This is a genomic window from Rhodococcus sp. NPDC059969, from assembly GCF_042738325.1.
In the GTDB taxonomy this organism is placed as follows: domain Bacteria; phylum Actinomycetota; class Actinomycetes; order Mycobacteriales; family Mycobacteriaceae; genus Rhodococcus_F.
In genome coordinates, this window is sequence record NZ_JBHWUF010000002.1 from 528,491 (window position 1) to 548,696 (window position 20,206).

Annotated in this window: 16 protein-coding genes; 10 read left to right on the forward strand and 6 right to left on the reverse strand. The window is 61.0% G+C overall.

The window, feature by feature from the left end; translation table 11 throughout:
* Positions 1-22: 22 nt before the first annotated feature.
* The 9 genes from ACFWAD_RS11475 (at position 23) to ACFWAD_RS11515 (ending at position 12,810) form a co-directional block, all read left to right on the forward strand.
* The gene (locus tag ACFWAD_RS11475; protein ID WP_378539488.1) at positions 23-469 is read left to right on the forward strand and encodes a holo-ACP synthase; all 447 of its coding nucleotides are present in this window, start codon (positions 23-25) and stop codon (positions 467-469) included.
* Positions 462-704, forward strand: coding sequence for an acyl carrier protein (locus ACFWAD_RS11480; RefSeq protein ID WP_283301892.1), 243 nt, complete (start codon positions 462-464; stop codon positions 702-704). Before ACFWAD_RS11475 ends, ACFWAD_RS11480 begins: the two co-directional genes overlap by 8 nt.
* Entirely contained in the window at positions 701-1,891 is a 1,191-nt protein-coding gene (locus ACFWAD_RS11485) for an acyl-CoA dehydrogenase family protein (protein ID WP_378543718.1), read from the forward strand. Before ACFWAD_RS11480 ends, ACFWAD_RS11485 begins: the two co-directional genes overlap by 4 nt.
* A complete protein-coding gene (locus ACFWAD_RS11490; RefSeq protein WP_378543721.1) occupies positions 1,888-2,844 on the forward strand; it encodes an amino acid--[acyl-carrier-protein] ligase in 957 nt (318 codons plus the stop codon). The genes ACFWAD_RS11485 and ACFWAD_RS11490 overlap by 4 nt, the downstream gene beginning before the upstream one ends.
* Entirely contained in the window at positions 2,844-3,830 is a 987-nt protein-coding gene (locus ACFWAD_RS11495; RefSeq protein WP_378543724.1) for a DUF1839 family protein, read from the forward strand. Before ACFWAD_RS11490 ends, ACFWAD_RS11495 begins: the two co-directional genes overlap by 1 nt.
* 2 nt (positions 3,831-3,832) lie before the next feature.
* Positions 3,833-6,409 (forward strand): glycosyl hydrolase, encoded by a 2,577-nt coding sequence (locus ACFWAD_RS11500; protein WP_378543727.1) that lies wholly within the window; start codon positions 3,833-3,835, stop codon positions 6,407-6,409.
* Positions 6,410-6,537: 128 nt separating this feature from the next.
* Entirely contained in the window at positions 6,538-10,164 is a 3,627-nt protein-coding gene (gene mfd, locus ACFWAD_RS11505) for a transcription-repair coupling factor (RefSeq protein ID WP_378543730.1), read from the forward strand.
* Positions 10,165-10,171: 7 nt separating this feature from the next.
* The gene (locus tag ACFWAD_RS11510) at positions 10,172-11,008 is read left to right on the forward strand and encodes a MazG family protein (RefSeq protein ID WP_378543733.1); all 837 of its coding nucleotides are present in this window, start codon (positions 10,172-10,174) and stop codon (positions 11,006-11,008) included.
* Positions 11,009-11,328: 320 nt separating this feature from the next.
* Positions 11,329-12,810, forward strand: a complete 1,482-nt coding sequence (locus ACFWAD_RS11515) for a sugar transferase (protein ID WP_378543736.1) — start codon at positions 11,329-11,331, stop codon at positions 12,808-12,810.
* 14 nt (positions 12,811-12,824) lie between these two features.
* Here ACFWAD_RS11515 and ACFWAD_RS11520 read toward each other — a convergent pair whose 3' ends face one another.
* The 6 genes from ACFWAD_RS11520 to ACFWAD_RS11545 all read right to left on the reverse strand — a co-directional run bounded on the left by ACFWAD_RS11520 (position 12,825) and on the right by ACFWAD_RS11545 (position 18,453).
* A complete protein-coding gene (locus tag ACFWAD_RS11520) occupies positions 12,825-13,346 on the reverse strand; it encodes a YdcF family protein (protein ID WP_378543739.1) in 522 nt (173 codons plus the stop codon).
* Between the two features lie 66 nt (positions 13,347-13,412).
* Entirely contained in the window at positions 13,413-14,534 is a 1,122-nt protein-coding gene (locus ACFWAD_RS11525; RefSeq protein WP_378543742.1) for a glycosyltransferase, read from the reverse strand.
* Positions 14,531-15,067 carry a DapH/DapD/GlmU-related protein gene (locus ACFWAD_RS11530; protein ID WP_378543745.1) on the reverse strand — a complete coding sequence of 179 codons (537 nt, stop codon included), beginning with the start codon at positions 15,065-15,067 and terminating at the stop codon, positions 14,531-14,533. Before ACFWAD_RS11530 ends, ACFWAD_RS11525 begins: the two co-directional genes overlap by 4 nt.
* Entirely contained in the window at positions 15,064-16,044 is a 981-nt protein-coding gene (locus ACFWAD_RS11535; RefSeq protein WP_378543748.1) for a GDP-L-fucose synthase family protein, read from the reverse strand. Before ACFWAD_RS11535 ends, ACFWAD_RS11530 begins: the two co-directional genes overlap by 4 nt.
* Entirely contained in the window at positions 16,041-17,078 is a 1,038-nt protein-coding gene (gene gmd, locus ACFWAD_RS11540; protein WP_378543751.1) for a GDP-mannose 4,6-dehydratase, read from the reverse strand. Before gmd ends, ACFWAD_RS11535 begins: the two co-directional genes overlap by 4 nt.
* A gap of 82 nt (positions 17,079-17,160) precedes the next feature.
* Complete coding sequence (locus ACFWAD_RS11545; RefSeq protein ID WP_378543754.1) at positions 17,161-18,453, reverse strand: glycosyltransferase family 4 protein; 1,293 nt, start codon at positions 18,451-18,453, stop codon at positions 17,161-17,163.
* A 408-nt stretch (positions 18,454-18,861) separates the two neighbouring features.
* Between ACFWAD_RS11545 and ACFWAD_RS11550 the strand changes: the two genes are divergently transcribed.
* Positions 18,862-20,124, forward strand: a complete 1,263-nt coding sequence (locus ACFWAD_RS11550; protein WP_378543757.1) for a hypothetical protein — start codon at positions 18,862-18,864, stop codon at positions 20,122-20,124.
* Positions 20,125-20,206 lie beyond the last annotated feature (82 nt).

A 20,206-nucleotide genomic window follows, 5' to 3' on the forward strand; every position in this document is an offset into this window, starting at 1 on the left:
CCCCAAAAGGGGGAGTCAGAAAATGGGTGACACTGCACCGACGCCGATGCTCGACATCGGTCCGCGAATCGGCTGTGACGTCGTGAACGTCGTGGATGTCACTCGAAGTATCGACCTCTTCGGACGAAGGTATCTCGATCGGACCTTCACTCCTCATGAATTGCAGACGTGCGCCGGGCCGGCCCGGGATCAACGACTGGCTGCGCGTTTTGCTGCCAAAGAGGCCGTTGTGAAGGTGCTCAGGCCGGGTGACGTTCCCGTTCCGTGGAACTCCATAGAAATCACTCGGGCCGAGTGGGGTGGTTGTGGGGTGACTCTGTCCGGCAATGCCGCGGAACTCGCGTGGGCTCAGGATCTGAACGACTTTCAAGTATCTATCTCGCACGAAGCAGACGTGGCCATCGCAATGGTGATCGCAACACGCTCGGGCGCTCGCATCGAAAAGAAGGACGACATCGCTGATGATTGATCAGGCAATTCGGAAAGTGCTCGTCGAGCACGGTCGGCTAGCAGTCGACGTGAGCACGATCGACGGCGAGGCCGATCTTTACGAGTTGGGTTTGACATCGCACGCGAGCGTGAATGTCATGTTGGCGCTGGAGGACTCGTTCGACATCGAGTTTCCGGACGAGTTGTTGCGGAAGAGCACCTTCGCGAGTGTCAAGGCGATAGAGGGCGCATTGGCAGAGTTGGGTGCTGCATGAACGCTCCGCAAGCGCAGTGCTCCACCGGGACGGCTCTCGAGCGGGCCGTACGGTTAGCCGACGAAGTTGCAGCGGTGTGGGCCGACGAAGTTGACGCAGAGGCGAGGTTTCCGCGTGAAGCCGTCGACGCCATGCGAAGCGAAAGGCTGCTGTCCGTCGCGGTACCGAGGGAACTCGGCGGCGAAGGTCTCTCGCTGCAGGAGGTGTCGCAGATCGCCCGCGTGATCGGAACGCGCTGTGCCGCAAGTGGAATGATTTTTGCGATGCATCAGACGCAGATCTACTCGCTGGTCAAGCATGGCAATACCGAAGCGCTCCGCGAGTTCGTCGAAGAAACTGTCGACAAGCAACTGCTGTTGGCATCGGCGACTACCGAGCTGGGAATCGGTGGCGATGTCAGCCGGAGTTACTGCGCTGTAGAAGATTTGGGCGGCCATCTACTACTGATCAAGAATGCGCCCGTCATTTCGTACGGTGAGCATTCCGACGCGATAGTCGTGACGGCTCGGCGAACACCCGAGAGTCAGCCCAACGATCAGGTTCTCGTGGTGTGCCGTACCCCAGACCTGACGCTCGAACGCACCACCGAGTGGAACACGCTGGGGCTGAGGGGAACTTGCAGTCTCGGTTACATCCTTCGGGCCACCTCGACGCCCGAGATGGTCGCCGACGTACCGTATTCCGATATCTCCACCCACACGATGCTCCCGGTCTCGCACGTCGTGTGGAGTTCGGTGTGGTTGGGAATCGCCGACGCGGCAGTCGAGAAGGCGCGCAAGTACGTGCGTGCCGCCGCCCGCAAGCAGCCCGGAGTCACGTCCCCCGGAGCGCTGCGTCTCGCCGAAGTTGCTGCTTCGGCACAACAATTCGCCGATCTCGTCGACGCTTCTGCGCGTAGGTACGACCGCGCAGTCCGCGCTGAGGAAGGCGCTGCCGATTTCGAGGCGACGGGCGCGGTGGGCTTTTCGCTCGCGATGAACAACCTGAAAGTCACAGCCTCCACTGCGGTGGTGGAAATCGTGGGGCAGACAATGTTGATCTGCGGAATCTCCGGATATCGCGAGGACACCGAATTCTCGCTCGGCCGCCACCTTCGTGATGCGCACGGCGCAGCGGTGATGGTGAACAACGATCGAATCATGGCAGGTTCAGCTCACATGGCTATTGGATACCGGGGAACGCTATGACAACCGAGATTGTGACAACCGAAACCGCGACAACCGAAACCGATTTGGATCGGGCCCGAGCTGCATTTCAACGCGAACTGCTTGTCGAAGGACTTCTCGTAGAGACGGAAGTACCGGGACTGTACGGGCGTTCCGGGGTGTTCGAGGACATCGTCGACGGCATCGATCGAGTGGTGGTTGCAGCGGGGCCAGGCGCAGCTGCGACCCGCCTGCGGTTCCCGCCGGTGTTCCCGCGGAGCAGTTTCGAGCGCACCGACTACATCGCTTCGTTTCCCAACCTCACCGGCGCCATCAACACCTTCGCCGGTTCCAATCGCGATCACGCGCGACTGCTGGCCGATCGCGCCGATGGGCAATCGTGGGATCGCCATCTCGAACCGACCGAGACCATGCTCGTGTCCGCAGCGTGCCATCCCGCCTATGCGCGGCACACCGGAGTTCTCCCCGAAGGTGGGGTATTGCTGGACATCTACGGTTTTTGCTTCCGGCACGAACCGGCGATCGATCCGGCTCGTATGCAAGCGTTTCGGATGCACGAGTTCGTGACGATCGGTGACGCCGCAGCAGCGCGAGCGCATCGAGAGCACTGGATCGAGCGGGGACTCGAGGTGCTCGGCCTACTCGAGCTAGATGCCACCCCAGTGATCGCCAATGATCCTTTCTTCGGGCGCGCCGGAAAGATGCTTGCAGCCAACCAGCGTGAAGAGAATCTCAAGACAGAACTGACAGTTCGGCTCTACGGAGACCTCGACGAGGGCACGGCCATCGTGTCCTCGAACAACCATCTCGACCATTTCGGGGTCAACTTCGACATCCGAACGGCCGAGGGGGAGGTGGCGCACAGCTCGTGCGTCGGGTTCGGGATGGAGCGAATCGCGTTGTCCCTGTTGCGGACTCATGGTCTTGATGTGGCTGCGTGGCCAACTTCCGTTCGTGAACGAATGGGCATCTGATGTCACGTCTCGTCGATATTTCACCTGATCGCTACCGGCCACACGCGTTGCATCAGGACGACCGGGTGTGGGCGCAGACCAACTGCTACACGGATCTGTGGATCGAAGTGTTGCATTCGCTGGGATTGGACCCCGTCCCGGCATTGGCGTGTGCCTTCTCGTCGCGGTTCGACGGGACTCAGTGGACGTTCCTCAAGCTCAAGGCGGAGGACATCTACGCGTTGTACGGAATCGAAGTCGCCGAGATGAACGTCTGGCGGGCACCGCTGATCCATGTCGAGGACAACCTCGCGGTCGGGATGCTGTCGACGGTCGAGGTAGACGGATACTGGCTTCCCGACACTCTCGGAACGAGCTATCACGAGGGGCACACCAAGACCACGATCGTGCCCAATCGGATCGATCGCGTTGCCGGCGAACTCGAGTACTTCCACAACAGCGGGTACTACATGTTGCGAGGTGAAGACTTTTCCGGCGTTTTCGATCTCGATCGTTCCTCACTTCCTTCGTTCGTACCCTACGTCGAACAGATCCGGCTCAATCCGGTTCACGCGACCAATGCCGGAAACATCGCTGAAGTGGCTCGACGGAACGTGGCGGTTCGAGCGGCAGGTAATCCCGTGCGAGAGCTGGGCCGCAGGGTGATCGACGACCTGGAGTGGGTGCAGGGGGCTGGCATGGATGCCTTTCACCTCTGGTCCTTCGGGCTTCTTCGTCAATGCGGTGCCAGCGCGGAGCTGGCGGCGGACGCCAGTGAGTTCCTGGACACTGCAGGTTTCTCCGGGATGGTCGAGGCTGCGCCGGATTTCCGCAAAGTGGCGTCCGGGGCCAAGAGCGTGCAGTTCCAGATGGCGCGCGCCGCCAGGGGCCGCGCGGTCGACCCACGTGAGCAACTCGACGAGATGGCCGTGTCGTGGAAGAGGGCGATGGAAGTCGTTGCCGACACAGTCGGCGTCGACTCACATCGACACCTGAGGTTGGTCTAGCAGTGACTCGCTCGTCAGCGGACCTGCTGGCCGGCGCGATATGGCGATGCGCTGCAACCGAACCCGGTTCCGTGACCGATCCGGCTGCCCTCGAAACCGTGACCGAGTGGATGACAGCGCCCGTGCCGGGAACAGTCGCCGGCGCGTTGCGTGAGGCGCAATCCGATGCCAGACAGGCAAAGTCTGTTACAGCGTCCTCCGACTGGTGGTTCGTGACTACCGTGGTTACGACCGGTGAGGGGCCGTGGTTGCTCCAGTTCGACGGTGTGACGGCGTTTGCCGACGTCTGGATCGACGGTGTCCTCGTCGCGTCCACCGAATCCATGTTCACGCCTGGGGAAGTGAGCATTCCGGGCGGAGACGGCGTAGGCAAACGTGTCCAGGTGGCTGTTCATTTTCATTCTCTCTCCGCGACTTTGAGATCGAGGCGCCCACGAGGTCGTTGGCGCTCGTCGATGGTCCGCGAACAGGGTCTTCGGTGGATCCGAACCACGATGCTAGGTATGGCTCCCGTATTCAGTGGTGCGCCGGTACCAGTGGGTCCGTGGCGAGGTATCCGGCTGTTGGACAGGGGAGTCGCCACCGTCGTCTCTGCCGTCAAGCAGGCGAGTGTCCACGGCACAACCGGTCGCGTTGCCGTCAGTGCTCGGCTCACCGGATTGCCGGTCTCGCTGGAGTACGTCACCGTGCGTGTCGGCGAACACTCGCAACAATTCGCTACGGCTACCGGGCCGGACGGATACCTCGAGGTGTCCGGCATCGTCGAAGTGCCGGACGCGCAGTTGTGGTGGCCGCACACTCATGGCCCCCCGCGTACTTATCCGGTCACGATAGAAACGGACGGAGTCGCCGAGCACCTCGGTTCGGTTGGCTTCAGGACGGTGGAGGTCGACAGATCCGATGGTGGATTCCGTCTGTATGTCAACGGCATCCGGGCGTACTGCCGTGGTTCGGTGTGGGTGCCGACCGACCCGATCTCGCTTCAAGGCGACGGCGACACCACACTTGTATTGGAACGGCTGGCCGAGGCCGGTCTGAACATGATTCGAATTCCGGGAACGATGGTCTACGAGAGCGACCACTTCTGGGACGAATGCGCGCGTCTGGGCATTCTCGTGTGGCAGGACATGATGTTGGCGACGCTTGACCCGCCTGACACTGACGAATTCTTCGAACTTGTTGCCGCCGAGGTCACTGCGTTCCTGCGCAGGGTGCGTGGAAATCCAGCATTGGCAGTCTTCTGCGGGGGCAGCGAGACCGAACAGCAGCCCACCATGTTGGGCTTGGTCGATCAACACATTCCGCTCATTCATTCGAGACTGCCGGAGCTGATCTCGACGCTGGCACCCGAACTCGAGTACGTGACGTCGTCGCCCTCGGCGCCTCCCGGGGGGGAGCAATTGGCTACGCATGTCGGAAGCGGGGTCGCTCACTACTTCGGGGTGGGTGCCTATCGTCGTCCACTGGCCGACGTGCTCAGCGCGCGAGTTCGTTTTGCGACCGAATCATTGGCATTTTCGATTCCACCGTCGAATGCGGTGATCGAGAACGAATTCGGTTCGATCGCCGTCGCAGGGCACCACCCGGCATGGAAAGCCGCGGTGCCGCGGGACAACGGATCGTCGTGGGATTTCGAGGATGTTCGGGACCACTACGTCCACACCCTTTTCGGCGAAGACCCTCGTGAACTCAGGTGGTCAGACCCGGAACGCTATCTCGACCTGGGACGCGCAGCTGTATGTGAGGCGTTCGCATCGACGCTCGGCTACTGGCGTCGCCCGGACTCTCGGTGCGACGGCGCCTTGACACTCGCACTGCGAGACCTGGAGCCCGGACCGGGATGGGGGGTCCTCGATTGGAGCGGCAGTCCCAAGGCTCCGTGGTTCGTGCTCCGTCGGAGCGCCAAACCGATCGCGCTTCTTGTCACGGACGACGGTATGGATGGATTGCGGCTCGACGCGATCAACGAGACCGCCAATCCTGTCGTCGGCGAGATCAGGTTTCGAGCACACAGTCGGTCAGGTGTCGTCCCGGTCGACGTCGCGATACCGGTCAAGGTGGAAGCGCATTCAAGTCTGACCTGGTCCGTGGACAGTCTTGTCGGCCGTTTCACCGACCTCACCCACGTCTTTCGGTTCGGGGCGCGGACGTACGACGCCGTCACCGTCACACTCGAAGACGAGGACGGCGGTTTGGTGGACGAAGTGGTGCATCTCCTGGGGGGTCCGGCGCGGCCCCTCGAGCGGTCGGTCGGGCTTGTCTCTACTGCTCGTAGCGTCGGCCGGCCTCGAGGCCTCGGGGACGAAGAGTGGGTCGTCGACGTCACGACGGATGCTGCCGCCCAATACGTAGCCCTCGAACTGCAGGGCTTCGAGCCCGAAGACTCCTGGTTTCACCTCGCGCCGAACGGTCGCAGGACCGTACGTCTACGGAGAACCGGCAAGGCAACGAAGGTGATCGGCCGGGTTCGGGCGCTCAACTCTCACACCAGCGTGGCCGTGACGCCGCCGAGTGCACCGGCCACGCAATCCTCTCCGGCTAAGCGGACGTCGAAGAAGACGAGTGCTAGGGGAAACTGAACGGATCGGACTGCGCTTCGAGATCGCGCACCGATAGAATCGAACCGGCGCACAACTCTGCCTCGGTGGGGATCTTGCGCTCGGGCTGTGCGTCCGCAACCCGTCATCACTGTTCAGGAGCGCGTTCGTTGACTTCCTTGTCCTCTGCCCAGACTGCGCTCGCTGGACTCGCCGAGGTCGCCCTCGCAGACGCCGCATTCACTTCGGTGATCGACGCCATCGGCGCGGCCGCTTTGGACATCGTGGCGCCGCAGCCGGCTCGGCCATTCATCGCTGCTGCTCTTGCCGCTCGGACGCCAGTGCTGCTGGTGACCGCCACCGGTCGCGAAGCCGACGACCTGACGTCAGAACTCACCGAGATGCTCGGCGGAGGTGTCGCGCAGTTCCCGTCGTGGGAAACATTGCCGCACGAGCGACTGTCGCCGAGCGCGGACACCGTCGGGCGACGGGTGGAGGTACTGCGCAGACTCGCCAGACCAGACGATGCCTCGTACGGTTCGCCTCTTCGGGTGATCGTCACCACGGTGCGCTCTCTCGTTCAGCCGATGGCACCAGGTCTGGGCGAGATCGAGCCGATAACGTTGCGCGTCGGCACCGAGATCGATTTCGATTCCGTTCTCGTACGTCTGGTGGAGATGGCGTACAGCCGTGTCGACATGGTGGGAAAGCGTGGTGAGTTCGCGGTCCGCGGCGGCATTCTCGACCTGTTCTCGCCGACGGCGGATCATCCGGTGCGAATCGAATTCTGGGGTGACGAGGTATCGGAGCTTCGCTACTTCTCGGTTGCCGATCAGCGTTCGCTACCGGACGTCGACGTCGATTCCGTGATTGCGCCGCCGTGTCGTGAGCTGATTCTGACAGCTGATGTTCGCGATCGAGCTGCGGCACTCGCTGCTGAGAACCAGGCTGACGCGTCGTTGGTCGAGATGCTGGACAAGATCTCGGCAGGCATCCCCGTCGAAGGCATGGAAGCTCTGCTCCCGGTTCTCAAACCCGGTGAACTGCAATTACTTTCCGATGTTATTCCCGAAGGGGCGCACATCCTTCTGTGCGATCCGGAGAAGGTGCGCACCCGCGCCACCGACCTGGTGCGCACCGGCCAGGAGTTCTTGGAAGCGTCGTGGACGGCGGCGTCGATCGGCGGCGCCGCACCGCTCGACACGTCGATCCTCAACGGCGGAGGAGTCGATCTCGGCGCCTCCGCGTACCGGTCGCTTCGCCATGTTCGCGAATCTGCCGAAGCTGCCGGCCGACCCTGGTGGACGGTCAGCCCGCTGGCGTCGGGAAACGGTGAAGAACTCGAACTCCCGGTTCAGGCGGCACCGCAGGTGCGTGGTTCCGACGACCTGTTGGCCGAACTGTTCGTCAGCCTCCGGGCACACGTGAGCACGGGCGGTCGCGCGGCGATCGTGGTGGCAGGTGCCGGAACGGCAAGCCGCGTAGTGGAGCGACTCGGTGAAGCCGAAGTGCCCGCCAAGATGCTCGACGCCGGCGCTACCCCCGCCCGCGGACAGGTCGCGGTGCTCCGCGGATCACTGCATGACGGCTTGGTACTCGCCGGCGACGACTCGACGCCCGGGATGGTGATCGTCACCGAGTCAGATCTGACGGGCAACCGTGTTGCCGCGGTCGGCGACGGTAAGCGCTTGCCGGCCAAGCGCCGCAATCAGGTCGACCCCCTCGCGCTGTCAGCTGGGGACATGGTCGTGCACGATCAGCACGGTATCGGCCGGTTCGTCGAGATGGTCGAACGAACCATCGGCGGGGCGCGTCGTGAATACCTGGTCATCGAGTACGCGCCGAGCAAGCGTGGTCACCCGGGTGATCGTCTGTTCGTCCCGATGGAATCGCTCGATCAACTCTCCCGGTACGTCGGCGGAGAGTTGCCGGCGCTGAGCAAGCTCGGTGGATCCGACTGGGCAAACACCAAGCGCAAGGCCCGCAAGGCCGTTCGTGAGATCGCGGGTGAGTTGGTTCAGCTCTACGCGGCGCGTCAGGCAGCCCCCGGGCATGCGTTCGGCCCGGACACGCCGTGGCAGAAGGAACTCGAAGACGCATTCGCATTCACCGAGACCATCGACCAGTTGACCGTTATCAGTGAGGTCAAAGCCGACATGGAGAAGCCGGTTCCGATGGACCGAGTGGTGATCGGTGACGTCGGTTACGGCAAGACAGAGATCGCCGTTCGTGCCGCGTTCAAGGCAGTACAAGACGGCAAGCAGGTGGCTGTGCTGGTGCCCACGACTCTGCTTGCACAGCAACATCTTCAGACCTTCACGGAGCGAATGGCGTCCTTCCCGGTGAAGGTGCGAGGGCTGTCGCGTTTCACCGATGCCAAGGACTCGAAGGAAATCATCGCCGGCATGGCGGAAGGTGAGATCGACATCGTCGTCGGCACTCACCGGTTGCTGCAGACCGGAATCCGCTGGAAGGACCTCGGGCTTGTGATCGTCGACGAGGAACAGCGATTCGGAGTCGAGCACAAGGAACACATCAAGGCGCTACGCACCCACGTCGACGTCCTGACGATGTCGGCTACCCCGATTCCTCGTACTCTCGAGATGAGCATGGCCGGGATCCGCGAAATGTCCACGATCCTCACGCCGCCGGAAGAGCGTCACCCGATCCTCACCTACGTCGGTGCGTATGCGGACAAGCAGGTGGCCGCGGCCATTCGGCGTGAACTTCTACGCGACGGCCAAGTCTTCTACGTGCACAACCGCGTCAGCTCGATCGACAAGGCAGCCAAGAAGATCCGCGAACTCGTTCCGGAGGCTCGCGTCGTCGTGGCGCACGGTCAGATGAACGAGGACACTCTCGAAAAGACCGTGCAGGGCTTCTGGGAGCGCGACTTCGACGTGTTGGTCTGTACCACGATCATCGAAACCGGCCTCGACATCTCGAACGCGAACACGCTGATCGTCGAACGTGCGGATTCACTGGGGCTTTCGCAATTGCATCAGTTGCGCGGCCGAGTCGGGCGTAGTCGCGAACGTGGATACGCCTATTTCCTGTACCCGGCCGAAAAGCCTTTGACGGAAACGGCGTACGACCGACTGGCAACGATCTCGCAGAACTCCGACCTCGGCGCAGGTATGGCAGTCGCGATGAAGGACCTTGAAATTCGTGGAGCCGGAAATGTCCTCGGCGCCGAGCAGTCCGGCCACGTGGCGGGCGTCGGGTTCGATCTGTACGTCAGGCTCGTGGGAGAGGCAGTCGAAGCCTTCCGGGCGGCAGCCGACGGCAAACCGATCACGATGGACGAGGGCACGAAGGAGGTCCGGATCGACCTGCCTGTGGACGCACACATCCCGCCCGATTACGTCACCAGCGACAGACTCAGGTTGGAGGGGTACCGCAAGCTCGCGGCCGCGACGGATTCCGACGGTATCGCCGCCGTCGTCGAAGAACTGGTTGATCGTTACGGCCCACTGCCCGAAGAGGTTCGACGGCTGATCTCGGTGGCCAAACTTCGACTGCTCTGCCGCGAGTATCAACTGGAGGAAGTCGCCGTCACCGGAACTCAGCTCAAGATCTCGCCCATGGCACTGCCCGATTCCAAACAGATCAGGCTCAAGAGGATCTATCCGAGCGCGCAGTACCGGGCAACGACCGGGCTCGTGCAACTCCCGCTGCCACGTACCGGCGGAGTCGGCTCTGATCGCCTCCGCGACGTCGAACTGCTGCAGTACATCGCGGACTTCATCCTGGCGATAGACGGGCGAGCCGCGGGTGCAGCCCTTGTCGAGGCGTGAGCGCACGGTGAACGAATCGCCCGTCGTCATACTGCTTGATCCATTGCGGCCGCACGTCTTTCCGCTTGCGGCACTGCCGTTCTTGTCCGGCGTGCTCGACATCGACCCCGACGTTCCCGAGTCGGTTCGCAGTGCACTGCCGATCCCGACACCAGGTGCCACTGTGACTGTGATGATGGACACCCCAGATCAGAGGATCGAGGCGTTGTCTGCTGCTGGGGTAAGGGTGATTCGCGCCGAACCCGTTCACGGCGATCGACTGGTGGAAGCGGCGTCGATCATGGACCGATTGTGGAATCGAGGCGGTTGGGAGTCGACTCAGACACACGAGAGCCTCTCGGTTTACCTCGTAGAGGAGACCTACGAGGTGCTCGACGCGATTCGAAGCGACGACGAGAGCGATCTCCGTGAAGAACTCGGCGACCTGTTGCTCCAGGTGTTGTTCCACTCGCGGATTGCTCAATCACACGGCGTTTTCGAATTGGATGACGTGGCAGGCGCATTGATCGCGAAACTTGTCCATCGCAGCCCGCACCTGGTCAGTTCAGGGGTGGTCGACATCGCTGAACAGGAGCGTGCGTGGGACGCATTGAAGGCTGCCGAGAAGGCGCGAGCGTCGTCCATGGACGGCATCGCACGGTCGCAACCGCCTTTGCTCCTCGCCGAGAAAGTACTGAGCAGAGCGGCCAAAGCCGGTGTGATCGAGAGCACCGATGAAGCCGACCTGGAAGCCCTGATCGAACGGTGCCGACGCGCCGACACCGCACTGCTGGGGGCCCTGGACAGGCTGATGGCCGACATTCGGAGACGTGAGGGACGACGTCTCGAAAACGTGGAGGATTAGCCCACTTTGACGTAATTGCCCGGTAATCATCTGGCAACCGGAAAATAGCTTGGGTTCGGTGAGTGCAGTTAAAACAAACCTAAGGTATGTTTACGTACGGAATGAGCAACACGGGGTCGTTTTATCGTACGAAGTGGCCTTTGATCGGCGGTTATGTAGGGAGTCCGATGACAGTTCACTTCTGCACTGCGAGCAGCGAGGTACGGCAACCGGCGGGGTGTTGCCGTACCTGGATGCTCGCTGTGGCTACCGATCAGCGACCCACTGAAGCCGTTCGGACCTACGGAAGCCGTTCGAATGACAAGAAAGACTGATGGCAAATGAGCGTTCATGCTGAAGTGGGAACCCGGTCGGCGACACTGCAGGATTCCGCTGATGTCGGCACCGACTGGCGCCGTGCATACCGGAAGCGAATCGCCGTGAGCGATTCGATCACGGTCCTGTTCGTGATCGCACTCGCTCAGATCGGCAGTATGTGGCCGCATCCCATCGAGTGGCTGACACCACTCAAGCTGATCGCGTCTGCAGCGCTGGGAGGGCTGTGGATGATCGCGCTCGCACGCGGACGTAGCCGTCATCAGTCGATGCTGGGTGAGGGCAGTGACGAGTACGAGAAGGTGCTGCTCGCTACCGGTCAGGTCTTCGGAGTGGGTGCTTTGGCTGGGATTATTCTCGGCGTAGGAATCGCGCGTAGCTATCTCATGATCGCGCTGCCCGTCGGGCTCGCTGCGTTACTGCTCGGGCGTTACCTCTGGCGACGCGACATCCGAAAGAAGCGTGCAATCGGGGATTGCCGCAACTCGGTGCTGTTGGTCGGTGGACACGCGTCCGTCGTTGCTACTACGCGAGCCTTCGTACGGGATTCCTCTGCAGGCTACGACGTTGTGGGAGCGTGCATTCCGCGTCGGGCGACCGCGTTGGACGATCACATCGTCGTCGACGGCGCAGCAGTCCCGGTATTGGGCAACGAGTTCGAGGTGGTCGAGGCGATGCGCGCAAGCGGCGCAGACACCGTCATCGTCACCGGAACCGAAGACCTCGGGCAGGTGGGCATACGTAAACTGATGTGGGACCTCGAAGCCGAGGGTGTCGACATGGTGGTTTCACCGGTGGTAGCCGATGTGTCGAAGGCTCGCTTGATGTTTCGCCCCGCGGCGGGACTCCCGTTGATTCACGTTGCGCGGCCACGCTACCAGGGCGCCAACCGGCTTGCGCCCGCTGTTTTCGACGCGGCGTTCTCGATGATGATGATCCTCCTCGTGGCGCCGCTCATGATCGCCGCTGCCGCTGCAGTCAAGTTCACGTCCAAAGGCCCGGTGTTCTACAAGGCCGAACGCATCGGTCTCAACGGGAAACCGTTCCCCATGTTCAAGTTTCGTACCATGGTGGAAGGTGCCGACCAGCAGGTTGTCGATCTGATGGGGGACAACGAAGGTGCGGGAGGGGTGTTGTTCAAGATGCGTGAGGATCCACGAATCACGTCCGTCGGCAAAATCCTTCGTCGATTGAGCATCGACGAGCTACCGCAGTTCTTCAACGTCATTCGCGGAGAGATGAGCGTTGTCGGTCCGCGGCCGCCGTTGCGGCGCGAGGTCGAGATGTACGACGACGAGGTTGCCCGGCGCCTGCTGGTCAAACCAGGCATCACCGGTCTCTGGCAGGTCAGTGGACGCAGTGACCTCTCGTGGGAAGAATCTGTTCGACTAGACTCTTCTTACGTGGAGAATTGGTCTGCGGCGCAGAATATCTCGATCATCACCAAGACCGTATCCGCAGTGCTCAGGAGCGACGGAGCGTACTGACTGGCCAGAGACCGTCAGCATTCCTGGAACTGGGCGCGAACGTACCCGGCGGTTTGCCACACGTAGTTTGCGGCCCAGACCCAGAATGGAAGTGGTCGGGGGTCCGCGACTACGTTGATGTCACCGTCCCAGCAGCGGTTGATGATGTAGCGACTGCGCGAGACATGGGGAACGAAGGTCACAACGATGACGCGCTTCCAACCCTGTGCCTCTGCGCGACGCCGAATCTCCTGTCCCTCACCCCGAGTCGTCGATGGATCTGGTTTGAAACAGCTGATTTCGAAGTCATAGGTTCCTTCGCAGATTGCGTTGATCTTCGGATCATTGCTGCGATACGGATTCGAAAAGATTATCTGGGGGGCGTAGCCCTGCTCGGCCAGGGACAGTCCGTACTCTTCTCGGCCGTCGTGATCGCCGCCGAGAACAACTATTGCGTCGGCCATTTCGGGTGTGTCGATCACCGGATCGACGTAAACCGGCCAGCCGGCAGCGGTGATTGCAGCAAGTCCGCCGACCACCCCGCTGAGAACGAACATGCGTCGACGAACCTTGTGTCGAGTGGATTTCACAATGACTTCCTGTATTGCGGATGTGGGAGCGGCTCAGAGCCCGTACTGGGATTCGAGTACCGCACGGACGCCAGGCATTCCGAGGCGTTCGCGAGCAACACTTCGTGCGCGGTCGCCCATCTCTGCGGCGGCGACGGGATCGCTCAAGAGCGACGAGATCGCAGCAGTCAGTGATTCGGTGGCGTCATCGATCACGAGGCCACACCGACCATCGCGGATCAGTGGTGCGAGGCCGCACGTGTCGGTGACGACTACGGGCAGTCCAGCGGCCATCGCCTCGAGTACAGACATCGGAAACGGTTCGTTCACGGAGGGCAAGACATATACCGCGGCTTGACGAAATCGTGCGGCAGACTTGTCGAACGGTAGTGGGCCTTCGTACTGGATCGAATTGCTATGTCCGGAGCGTTCGATCAGTCGGTTGACGGCTTCTACTTCACCCTCATCCGGTCCGACTATCGAAAATCTAGCCGCGTGTCCGCTGTCCAACAACTCTTTTGCGGCTTCGACGAAGACCTGGGGTCGCTTTCTTGCCTGTAGTCGTGCGAGATAGAGGACCTCGGGCGGGTCGCAACTGTTGACTGGTCGTGACTCGAGGTCTTCGGCCTCGGGAATCCCGTTGTTGAGTTCCACCAAGTGGACGCGACCGTCTCCGACGACGGACTGCAGGTCTGCGTGCTCTCGTTCGGTCAGATAGAACACTGTCCGTGCTCGTTTGAGGACCGGGATCGTGAGAACAGCGTCCAACGGTTTTGCCAGCAGTTTGTCCGTCTCGTCGATCATCCCGTGAGTCTGTGCGAAAACTGGAATACCGTATGCAAGAGCCAGCTTCGCTGCAGGAAGTGTCACCAGGTCGCGCGCGAGATGAATGTGCACGACGTCGAATTCTCGGATGTGCTTGTGGAGCCACACAAGCATCGACGGCGCGCCGATCCCCGCGTACCCGATCGTCGGGATCACGGTCCGCGCCGGAAACAATTTCAGAGCTATTCCCTGCTCGTGTGTAGGAGGCTTTGCGTACCCACGCTCGCCTGCAGCGATGGTTACGTCGTGACCATTGTCCTGCAATGCTTTCGACTGATTGAGGGCGACCCGAATAGGCCCTCCGTAGGCGGCGTCCGGTGAGAAGAGAGTGACGATCTGCAGTATCTTCATCGTGCAGCGCCCGCCCGTGGCGCCAACATCGTGGTTCCGGCGGGAACATCCGACGTCACCAGGGCCGTTGCGCCGACGATTGCGTTATCCCCTATCGTGACACCGCGGAGTATCGTCGCGCGGGCCGCGATCCATGCCTGGTCACCGATGACGATGGGGGCATTGTCGAATTCGAATGTGGGACTTCGGTGATCATGGCTGCCCGCGCACAGTAGAACATCCTGCGAGATAGCGGTGTTCGCCCCTATGGTGACGGGTTCGAGATTGAGTATCCAGGTTCCCTCGCCGATCCACGAGTCTGCTCCGACCGTCAGTTTCCACGGCCAGTGGATACGGACGCGGTGTCGAATCAGGACCCCGTCGGCGATGTCTGCTCCGAATCTCCGGAGAACTGCAATGCGTATTCCGTTGGGACACCACCAATGAGAAAGCAGTACACCCGAAATTACGAGCCAGAAGATTTGAACCAGCGGGCCGCGACCCTTGTCGTATCCTGCACCGGTGAACCCGGACAGAGTGCGGTCTGTGCTCACAGTCGGACCGCTGCAGACGCGTCCTGGACATGCTCGCGATACCAGGCAACGGTCGACTCGATGCCCTCGCGGGTTGAGATCTGGGGTTTCCAGCCGGTGGCCGTGAGTGTGGACACGTCTAGTAGCTTGCGTGGTGCACCGTCGGGCTTGCTTGTGTCCCAGTCCATTCGGCCTTCAAATCCCACTGCTTCGGCCACAATGTTTGCGAGATCTTTGATGGTTTCGTCGTGACCGGTACCGACGTTGACATGTCCGGACTCGTCGAAGGTGTCGAGTAGGTGCAGGAGTGCGTCGGCCAAGTCGTCCACGTGAAGGAATTCTCGTCGCGGGCTCCCCGAACCCCAGTTCGTGACGGATTCGATTCCATCTTTCTTGGCTTGGTCGAGTCGACGGATCATCGAAGGAAGTACGTGCGAAACGTTCTCCGAGAAGTTGTCGCCGGGTCCGTACAGGCTTGTCGGCATCGCCGAGATCCAAGGCAACCCGAACTGCCTGCGAACAGCCTGGACCTGGATGATTCCCGCAATCTTGGCAATCGCATAAGCGTCGTTGGTCGGTTCCAGATGGCCGTTGAGCAACTGATCTTCGGTGATCGGCTGTGGTGCCAGGCGAGGGTAGATGCACGACGACCCGAGGAACAACAATCGATTCACGCCGTGCCGCAGCGCTGCGTCGAGCACATTGGTCTGGATCTGGAGGTTGTCGGAGATGAAGTCGACCGGGTAGGTGTCGTTCGCGACGATTCCTCCGACCTTCGCGGCAGCCAAGACAACGCACGACGGTTTGGTGGCTTCGAAGAAGTCGAAGACGTCTGCGCGGTTTCGGAGATCGAGTTCGGCAGATGTGCGACCGATCAGGTCGGTGAAGTTGCTCTGCTCGAGCTTGCGCCAGAGCGCGGATCCCACCAGTCCCTTGTGCCCGGCGATGTATGTCGGGGCGCTGCGATCAAGAGGTGCAATCGAATTCGTTGTGATCATGAGAGCGAGATCTTCCAATCAGGGAGATTTGGCGTGTCGATCCAAGGTGTGCCGGCATGCGCCAATGCTGCGATGTCGGCGTCCATCATGATTCGAGCCAGTTCTGGGGTCTGTACTGTCGCTTTCCAGCCCAGTTTGTCCTCGGCCTTGCCTGCGTCGCCGACCAGAGCGTCCACCTCTGTCGGTCGAAGATAACGAGGGTCGAATTTGACGTACTTCTGCCAGTCGAGACCAACATGTTCGAATGAGGCCACAACAAAATCCTGGACCGTGAAGTTTCCTCCGGTGGCCAACACGTAGTCATCTGGTTCGTCGACTTGAAGCATCCGCCACATGCCCTCGACGTACTCGGGTGCGTAGCCCCAGTCCCTGACCGCGTCCAAATTGCCCAGGTACAGGGAATCTTCGATTCCGGCCTGGATCCGGGCGACCGCACGCGTAATCTTCCTCGTGACGAATGTTTCACCGCGGCGGGGTGATTCGTGGTTGAAGAGGATCCCGTTCACCGCGTGAATTCCGTATGCCTCACGATAGTTTCTGGTGACCCAATACGAATACACCTTCGCGGCACCGTACGGCGACCGCGGATAGAACGGGGTCGCCTCGTTCTGGGGAGGCGGACTTGCCCCGAACATTTCAGAACTCGAAGCCTGGTAGAAGCGGCACTGCAATCCCGTCATGCGGACTGCTTCGAGCAAACGAATAGACCCGATTCCGGTTGTGTTGCCGGTGTGTTCAGGCTCGTCGAAGCTGACCCGAACATGCGACTGTGCAGCGAGATTGTACACCTCGTCTGGTGCGATCTTCGACAAGAGGGTGACAAGTCGTGCACCGTCGGACAAGTCGCCGTAGTGCAAGAACAGCCGTGCACCCTGTTCGTGAGGGTCTTGATAGAGGTGATCGATGCGTGACGTGTTGAAAGTGGATGCGCGTCTGATCAATCCGTGTACTTCGTAGCCTTTGGCCAACAACAGTTCTGCCAGGTAGGAACCGTCCTGTCCGGTGATCCCTGTGATGAGTGCGCGTTTGGTCATCGAGCGTCAGCTGCCTTGTCTGTGTTCGTCGTCTACAGATCCGAGTCGAGATGTGTGAGTTTTGTTCCGAGCGACTCGCGTTCTAATTGCGGGCGGCCACCAGCTCGCGGATCCACTGTTCGCATTTGTCGATGGACGCGGTTTTGCCGACCGAGGTAGCGCAGTACTGGACTCCGGCGGCACCAAGTTTGGCGGAAGTCTCCGCATCGCCGGCGAGTTGTAGGGCCGTGGAGAGCAGGCCGGCAGGATCACCGTTCTGAGTGACGACCCCGGCACCGGAGGCACGGATCTCGTCGGCAGTCGTGGATGCCACGTCGGTTGCGGCGACAATCGGGGTACCGCTGCTGAAGTACGACGTCAGCTTGCTCGGCACTGCCATCCCGACGATCCCGGGCGCCTCGTTGACCAGCAGAACGTCAGCGGCGGCCATGGCAGTGCGGAAATCATGGTCGTCGAGTGGGCGGACGAAGTCGATTCGATTGACTCCGACTGCCGCGGCTTCGAGGTTCGGTCGCTGATTGCCGTCACCGACCAGAACGAATCGGATTGGCAGACTCTGCTCGTCGGCGAGTCGAGCGGCCTCGACCACATTTTCCAGACCTTGTTTCACACCCATGTTTCCGGTGTGCAGAACTATGGTTTCGTCAGGCGACCAACCGAATTTGGTGCGTGCGGCGGTGAGATCGTCCACATCGATCGGCGCCACATGCGTCCAGTTCCGAACGACTGTGACTCGTTCGCGTGGGACGTGAAGTTCGTTGACGACATGGTCGACGAAACGGTCATGGACGACGGCGATTCCGTCAGCGGACTTCACGACAGCCGCCTCGAGCCTCGACGTTGCGCGGGCACTGCGGCCTGTCATCGCTCCGGTCTCCACGACGCCTTGACCGTACAAGTCGTGCACCCAGACCCCGATGGCCGGACGATTGGGTGTCAGCCGAGCACGTCCGAGGACCATCGCAGTGGCCAGTAATGCCGGACTGGTGCATACGATTACGTCAGGTGTGTTCCATCCGGAACTGGCGGCACGTGCGCCGAAACTCAGCTCCATCTTGATTCGTCCCAAGGCGTTCGGTGGGCTGGGCACGAAGTGACGGCGTCGGTGAACGTGAACGCCGTTCACGACCTCGTCGATCGACCGTCCCTGGTAGGCAGCGTCGATTTCCCACGCCGGATAGTGCGGGTACCCGGTGACGACGTGCACCTTGTGCCCGCGCTCGCCGAGAGACTCGGCAAGGTCCGTCATGTACGGCGCTATCCCCGTGGTTTCGGGCGCGTAGTTGATACCGAGAATCGTGATGTTCAGCGAGTCGACGGTATCACGATCGGATAACTCGAAAGTCGCGGAGACACCACCAGGATTGTCATGCATCTGTTCGATCTGTGTACTGATGACGAACCTCCAGTTGGGAAACTGCGCTTCAAACAGTCAAATGGTTTGGTTTACGCTATTTAAGCCGCATCTCCACGGTTTATCAACCGAGATCATGTCGTGCTTCGGTCGCCGGGAGCGATGTTGCTGCATCAAATGGGGTGAGCCTGTATGTGCGTAGTGTTAACCAGCAGGTTGCAGCAGTGTGATGGGTGGACTGGCGTCGATGGGCAATTTCGAATGTGGCGGAGCGCACTGGCGGAAGGCGGAGATTTCGATCCGGCCGCGGGTTCCCACGGAGGCTCTGCAAAACTCGCTGAAACCGGCGCACGGTTGTTTTGCCGCGAACGAAGGGAAATTGGTCGGTGAAGATTGAATTTCGGGCAAACGTGATCGTGGAGGGATGAAGTGAAGGTCGATCCGCTGGCAAGCACGTACTGCTGTCACGCACAGGAGTCCTTCGGCCCAGTCGATAGGGCTGGTGTCGCAGCCGTTGTCAACGAGTGGATCTCGGAGACTTTCGAAGCGGGTATCGGGGTCGTTCCCCGTATTTTCGAGATGCGTACCGCTGGTGAGGGTTCGCCTACTGCCTCGTTACACGAACTGGGTGCCGTCGAAGGATTGCGCATGGCCGACGTGTCCTCGGCGATAGGCGTCGAGGTATTCGACCGGGCATTGTTCAGGTATTTCAACGCGCGACGATTCAGTGACCCTCGCGAGATCACTGTCGTCGTTGCACGCAACATGATCGGCCTGATCTATTCACACATGTTTGGTGACGAGACGGTCTTCATGCCGAAATCAGAACGACTCTTTCTTGCGTTGTCGGGTCTGGATCCGACGCTTGGTCCGCACTTTCCCGCGGTGCACAGATTGTCGAAGCGTCGGATCGTTGCCGCCGGGGCTTTGATGGCGTCGACCAATCCCTTGATTGCCGCGACGTCCCTGAGGCGAATCCTCAGTGGTACAAGAATGTTCCAGCGTGAGGTGGTGAGTCGACGGGCATCGGGAAACGCAATCGCGGCTTCGGCTGTATCCGCGGAACCTGTTCGAGGGTGGTGGCTCTCTGTTCGTTTGGTTGCCGCACCTGGAACCCGTGTGCCTTCCGTGTATTTCTATTGCGCAGTGCTCGCGGCTCTGGAGTGCGGCCCCGACGTCACTCATCACGTGGTTGTCGACCTGCGATCGGCATCGCCCCTGCTGGCGAGGACAGGGGGGAATGCGTTCAGTCATATTCCTTTCCGGGCAGATTGGACAGCTAGTAGCCCCCTCGAAGTGGCTTCGCAGGTTCGGTCGAGGATTCGCTCCGGCGAGGCGCTCGTCCGGCGTGCTGCTGGGGAGTTGGTCGGACGGTGCAATAGTCGGTCCCCGGCCGACCCTGATGGCGTGGCGTCCCCGATGGTGCTTGCAACTACGATGTCGTGTTTTCGGGTGCCAGGTGATCGAGATCATGCATTCAGTGGTGGTGATCTGGCGTTCGCGAGGGGAATGCAGACACTCGAGCCGGCAGTTCTCGCGTCGAACATGCGCACGACGGGCCGCTACGCGGACTGTACATACAGCCACTCGGGTCATTTCGTCGATCTCGAGAAGATGCGTTCGGCCGTGAACGCTGCGGCCGCCTACCTCGGGCTTCGAATCGCGGTCAACACTGGTTCTCACTTCGACTAGAGAAGGTTCGACTAGAGAAGGTTCGTCTGGAGGAGGTTCTCTCTCTGGAGGAATACGCGACGGCCACCCCGGCTACTTCACA